The sequence below is a fragment of the Gracilimonas sp. genome, from assembly GCF_035704785.1.
Classification (GTDB): domain Bacteria; phylum Bacteroidota; class Rhodothermia; order Balneolales; family Balneolaceae; genus Gracilimonas.
In genome coordinates this window covers 1-5837 of the sequence record NZ_DASSWP010000047.1, presented here as the reverse complement: position 1 = coordinate 5837, position 5837 = coordinate 1, and the positions used below count along the sequence as shown (strand labels likewise).

The window sequence follows — 5837 nt, the reverse complement described above, 5'->3', positions numbered from 1 at the left end:
GGACTGACCGTTACCGTAAAACCATACACCCCAAAAAAGGAGATTGACCATGGAGTCAACTGAGATTTTTTCCGGATACATTACATGGGTAATAACGCTGGTTGTATTTTTTGTACTGCTGGCACCCCAGGTATTCAAGATCCTGCGTGAATATGAACGAGCCGTTGTATTCAGATTAGGTAAATTCCAAAGCGTAAAAGGCCCCGGCCTTATTGTTCTGATCCCTTTCATTGATAGAGTTGAGCGGGTTGACTTGCGCGTTCTTACCATAAACGTGGATCGGCAGGAAGTGATCACCAAGGATAACGTAACTGTGAATGTGGATGCCATCACCTTCTTCCGCGTAGTAGATGCAGAAGCTGCAGTTATTCAGGTTGAACGATACATACATGCAACATCTATGCTGGCCCAAACTACCCTGCGAAGTATCATTGGTCAGGTTGAATTGGATGAACTGTTGGCCAATCGAGAAAAGATCAACAAACAAATTCAGCAGAATATTGACATCCAAACCGATCCATGGGGTATTAAAGTTGTTTCTGTGGAAGTTCGTGATGTTGTGCTGCCAGAAAACATGAAACGAGCCATGGCCCGTCAGGCTGAGACTGAGCGTGATCGTAGAGCTAAAGTCATTAATGCTGAAGGTGAATTCCAGGCTGCAGAGCGATTGGTAGATGCAGCCAAGATGATTGAAACAGCACCTGCTGCGTTACAGCTTCGCTTCCTGCAAACCATGAATGAGATCAGTGAAGAGAATGCTACTTTCGCTTTTTTACCGCTTCCGATGGATTTCCTCGAAGCCTTCAAAACGATGGCAGACCGTGGTAAATCAAACTCGAAAGATGAATAATATCTGAACATCTTAAATCAGATAAGTTAAAGGCTCCAATGCTCTGCATTGGAGCCTTTTTTAAATTTTTAGATATAGGATGACATAAACTTTATCCTATGACCTTCATTCACACGAGGATATAGGATTCAATTTCTTTCACCATCCAAGCCATAGTTTTCTTAATTTTAGAGTCTTTTCAATCCTATAAAGAAAGTTGAATACACATGGGTATTACCAGATCAATTTCTCTCATTTTCTCGATCATCATCGTTTTTTCCGGAACTGTTTTTGGGTTCCAAAATCAAAATCAACCTCAAGCCAGGGATGCCAATCTCCTAACAAATCCTCAGCGAGCCGTGCATACTTTTTTACACTGGCAGCAAACAGGACATAAAAACCCTGAGTTTGTTATCAAAACCATGAAGCTTTCAGATGGCGATGCTGAAGAGAAGTTAGAGCTCGCCGGCCAGTTATTAAAAGTGTTAGATGCACGCGGTTTGATGATCGACTATGAGAATATCCCTTCAAATCCCAACTATACCGACAGTCTTTCCGGCCTTCAGCAATATATTTTATTTGAATCACTGCCGGCCGTTTATCTTATTAAAACCGTTCAAAATGAATGGGTATTCTCGGAAGCCACGGTTGCAGAGATCCCGGAGTTATATCAAAGCACTTTTTCAAGCTATGTTACTTTCGTTGTAGATAATCTGCCTGAATGGGCTGAAAATGAATGGCTTGGAATTAAGATCTGGCAATATCTTGCCGTTTTCATTTGGCTGCTGATCGGGCTGATCTTGATGAAGATCTTTGGATTTTTCCTTGATAACTATGTGAAAAGACTGGCTCAAAAAACAAATTTCACCTGGGATGATGATCTGATAGATGAAGTTGAGAAACCTGCTTTACTCGTATTTTTGATGATCTTTTACTTCCTGACGTATACCAATCTCCAGTTTTCGGTAACTATCAGTCATTTTCTTTCTTCCTTACTGGAGATCGCTATATCCATTGGCTTCATCTGGCTGCTTTACAATCTTGCAGATGTATTTTCAAAATACCTGAGCGTTCTTAGCGCCAAAACAGAAACCGAGCTCGACGACCAGCTTATTCCCCTCATTCGTAAAACCCTTCGCTTTTTTGTGGTGATCATGGGTGTGATCGCTGTCCTTCAAAACAACGGGTATAATGTAGCCTCACTCATCGCCGGACTCGGAATCGGTGGATTGGCTGTGGCTCTCGCTGCACGGGAGACCCTGGCTAACTTTTTCGGATCCGTGACTATTTTCGTGGACCGCCCTTTCAAGATGGGAGATTGGATAAAAGTTGGTGATGTGGAAGGTACCGTTGAAGAAGTTGGATTTCGGTCCACACGAATTCGCACCTTCTATAATTCTCTGGTCAGTGTCCCCAATTCAAACATAGCCAATACCGATGTCGATAATCTGGGATTGAGAAAATACCGCCGCCTGAAAACCGTCCTTAATCTCACTTATTCAACCACTCCTGAGCAGATGGAAGCTTTCGTAGAAGGCATCAAGGCCATTGTAAAAGCCAATAAGCATTTCCGGCAAGATATGTATGAAGTGCATTTTAACTCCTTCGGTGCCCACTCGCTGGATGTACTGGTGTATGTATTTTTTGATGTCCCCGACTGGAGCACTGAACTGCAGCAGCGCCATAATTTCTTCCTGGAAATATTAAGATTGGCCGAAGAAGTAGGCGTTGAATTTGCATTCCCTACGCAAACTTTACATATGGATAGTTTCTACAAAGATGAACCGCGTAAAGTTGGAGAAGAACGAAATGAAGAAGAATTAGCCTCCGTCGTTCATGAATTTGGTCCCGATGGCAAGAAAAGAAAACCGGATGGTATACGAATTTTCAAGGGCGGTGAAGAAGTAGATTTCGGGGCTAATAAGTGATTTTACCACAGAGCTCACCGAGGAACGTAGAGGAAACTCTATTTAGGAAATCTCCGTGTAACTCTGTGGTTAACAAAAAAAAGCCGACTCAATGAGCCGGCTTTAATAATTACTTAACTGCGGAAATTCGCGACATCAGTGTCATCTGTTTCAATCACTCTGTTGTCTTTTCTTTCTTCTCTCCTGAAAATGCTTCGAATACCATTTTCAGATCGGCAGCTACTTCATCTTTAGTCCTACCCTCAATACGATGGCGGGGGATCATCGCTTTGATCTCTCCATCCACAAAATATGCGAACGCAGGAGATGATGGAGGATATTCGGTAAAATAAGCGCGTGCATGTGCCGTAGCCTCTTTATCCTGTCCGGCAAATACCGTTACCATGTGGTCGGGCTTCACTTCAGCATTCTCCAAAGCAATTCCTAGTCCCGGGCGTGCATTTCCAGCAGCACAACCACATACGGAATTGATCGCCAAAAGCATGGTGCCTTTGTATTCCTTCATGGCACGATCTACATCTTCAGGAGTCTTCAGTTCTTCAACTCCGAATTGTGTCAGTTCTTCTCTCATCCAGGACGTATCAGGTCCCATTCCAAATCCAAATTGCATAATAGTCTATTTGTGTTTTGTTGATTGCTTGAACGGCTGAAAAATACAAAATATTTCAGCCAAAATAAGTCAAGGCTTCCTATGAATGGGAAGCCTTGAAATTACCTTTGAATTCCCGCCTATGCGGGAATGACTGTTCAACGACAACATGAAATTAAATTCATGTTCATTCGTCAACTGTCGTTGGTCTTTCGTCGTACTTACTTCACTGCTTTGTAGTTCTTAGCTACTTGGTCCCAGTTCACTACATTCCAAAATGCGGATACATAATCGGGACGGCGGTTTTGATAATTCAGGTAGTACGCATGTTCCCATACATCAATTCCCAGTATCGGAGTATAGCCTTCCATCAGAGGACTATCTTGATTTGGGGTTGAATGCACCACCAAATTTCCGCTTCCGTCCACTGAAAGCCATGCCCAGCCTGAACCAAATCGGCTTCCTGCTGCATTTGAAAATTCTTCCTTGAATTTATCGAAACTGCCAAAGGTTTTCTTGATAGCATCAGCTAATTCACCGTCCGGGCTTCCGCCTCCCTTTGGAGAAAGAATAGTCCAGAATAATTTGTGATTAGCGTATCCGCCACCATTGTTAACAACGGCTTGTTTCTTGTCGGCAGGTACTTCATCAATACGTCTCAGTACTTCTTCAATGTCGAGATTCGCAAACTCATGACCTTCCAAAGCTGCATTCACTTTATCTGTATAACCCTGATGGTGTTTTGTATGATGGATCTTCATAGTACGCGCATCAACAGTGGGTTCAAGTGCATCGTATTCATATGGAAGATCGGGTAGAGAATATGCCATTATCTTACTCCTTTTTTAATTTCGGTTTAATGACGCTTATAAATTGTGCGCCTTTCATTTATCGTTCTTAAACATAAGCAAAACGGGGCTAAAATTCGTTCCTGTACCCCATCAATACAATCTATCTTTTAGATTTATTGACGCTATGAGTAAATGTAACTCTGAAATCCTCTTAGAATTGAAGTATCTTCAGTACATACACTCATATAGATTTCCTCACTCAACATATTTATGAAATACGATTACGACGTTATCATTATCGGAAGCGGGCCTGCAGGTTTTTCGTGTGCCATGCAAAGTTCCAAGTTCGACAAAAAAGTACTGGTTGTTGAAGCCAATGAAGAGTCATTTGGCGGAACCTGGATCAATTCCGGTACTATTCCCAGCAAAGCCCTTCGGGAAACAGCACGTATCATACAGCGGTTCCAAAGTCAATTTGAGCACCTCTCTAAGGAAAAGGCTTATCAACATCATCAAATGGATGAGTTGTTGAAGTACAAAAATGAGATCCTTGAAAGCAAGAATTCAAAAGTTGAAAGTGATTTTAGAAAAAATGAAATAGATACCCTTCGCGGATTTGGGGTTCTGAAGGATAAGAATACGGTTGAAATAACATCCAAAGACGGCTCCAAAACCAAACATACCGGCGAATTCATTTTTATTGCTCCTGGAAGCAGTCCTGTGAAACCCAAGGGCTTTGATCTGGATCATGACAAGGTGATGGATTATACTTCTGTGCTCAACCTCACTCATATTCCCAGAAAACTGTTAGTGATCGGAAGTGGTGTTCAGGCACTGGAATACGCTACCACCTTCTCAAATCTCGGGAGCCGGGTTTCTATTTTAAATGAAGCAGAATCATTTTTGCCTTTTTTAGACAATGAAATATCTGAGCAGCTTTTTCAGCTTTTAGCTAAGCAAAAGATAGAAGTGTTCTCAAATGCAGAAAATATTGAGATTCAGCAGAACACTTTGAGAAACACCACCGAAGTACGCTACAATCTTCAAAATGATAATGAAGGGAAACGAACCCGGGTAATCGAAACCGAACATGTGCTTTATTTAGGCGGTAAAGTTCCCAATACTGAAGGCATCGGTCTGGAAAAAGTTGGAATCACAATGAGTGATGAAAAATACATTGTCGTTAATAACGACTACCAAACCAACATTGACAATATTTTCGCCGGCGGAGACGCGATAGGTTATCCGGCCCTTGCCTCTGCTTCTTTCTCTGAAGGTCGGTTAGCTTCCTGCCGTATGTTTGGGATTCAGGCACTGGATGTGCCGCCCGAAATTCCATTTGCCATCTACTCCATTCCGGAGATTTCCAGCATTGGCCTTACAGAAAAAGAAGCTAAAGCTAACGGATATGAAATTACCGTAGGCCGGGCTTACTATAAAAACATCACACAGGGAGATATCAGTAATCAGCAAGATGGACTCCTGAAACTGGTTTTTGAAACCGAAAGCCTGAAATTAGTAGGAGTTCATATTATAGGCGAACGAGCCAGTGACCTTATTCACTTAGGACAAGCAGTGATGTCGTTGGGCGGAGATGTACGGTACTTCATCAATCACGTGCTCAATTATCCTACTTACAGTGAGGCTTACCGGATCGCAGCCTTTAACGGAATGAACCGCGTTTATAAAGCCGGAGTGAA

General features: G+C 42.4%; 5 protein-coding genes. 3 read left to right on the top strand and 2 right to left on the bottom strand.

Annotation, left to right across the window (positions count from 1 at the left end):
- Window positions 1–49: 49 nt before the first annotated feature.
- Both VFM80_RS02490 and VFM80_RS02485 read left to right on the top strand, forming a co-directional pair.
- Window positions 50–850: a slipin family protein gene (locus tag VFM80_RS02490; protein ID WP_395069217.1), complete on the top strand. Its 801-nt coding sequence runs from the start codon at window positions 50–52 to the stop codon at window positions 848–850.
- A 206-nt stretch (window positions 851–1056) separates the two neighbouring features.
- Window positions 1057–2757: a mechanosensitive ion channel family protein gene (locus tag VFM80_RS02485; protein ID WP_395069215.1), complete on the top strand. Its 1701-nt coding sequence runs from the start codon at window positions 1057–1059 to the stop codon at window positions 2755–2757.
- 154 nt (window positions 2758–2911) lie between these two features.
- On the opposite strand, the gene VFM80_RS02480 is transcribed toward VFM80_RS02485, so the two are convergent.
- Together VFM80_RS02480 and VFM80_RS02475 are read right to left on the bottom strand one after the other, a co-directional pair.
- Window positions 2912–3367, bottom strand: a complete 456-nt coding sequence (locus VFM80_RS02480; protein WP_395069213.1) for a BrxA/BrxB family bacilliredoxin — start codon at window positions 3365–3367, stop codon at window positions 2912–2914.
- Between the two features lie 200 nt (window positions 3368–3567).
- On the bottom strand, window positions 3568–4176 hold the full coding sequence (locus tag VFM80_RS02475; protein WP_395069211.1) for a superoxide dismutase: 609 nt from the start codon (window positions 4174–4176) through the stop codon (window positions 3568–3570).
- Between the two features lie 231 nt (window positions 4177–4407).
- On the opposite strand from VFM80_RS02475, the gene sthA reads away from it, so the two are divergent.
- Window positions 4408–5837 (top strand): Si-specific NAD(P)(+) transhydrogenase (gene sthA, locus VFM80_RS02470; RefSeq protein ID WP_395069209.1); only part of this gene is annotated, 1430 nt, incomplete at its 3' end.

Coding starts and splice junctions, on each gene's coding strand:
- VFM80_RS02480 (WP_395069213.1), bottom strand. CDS start 3,367: ATGCAATTTGGATTTGGAATGGGACCTGATACGTCCTGGATGAGAGAA.
- VFM80_RS02475 (WP_395069211.1), bottom strand. CDS start 4,176: ATGGCATATTCTCTACCCGATCTTCCATATGAATACGATGCACTTGAA.
- VFM80_RS02485 (WP_395069215.1), top strand. CDS start 1,057: ATGGGTATTACCAGATCAATTTCTCTCATTTTCTCGATCATCATCGTT.
- VFM80_RS02490 (WP_395069217.1), top strand. CDS start 50: ATGGAGTCAACTGAGATTTTTTCCGGATACATTACATGGGTAATAACG.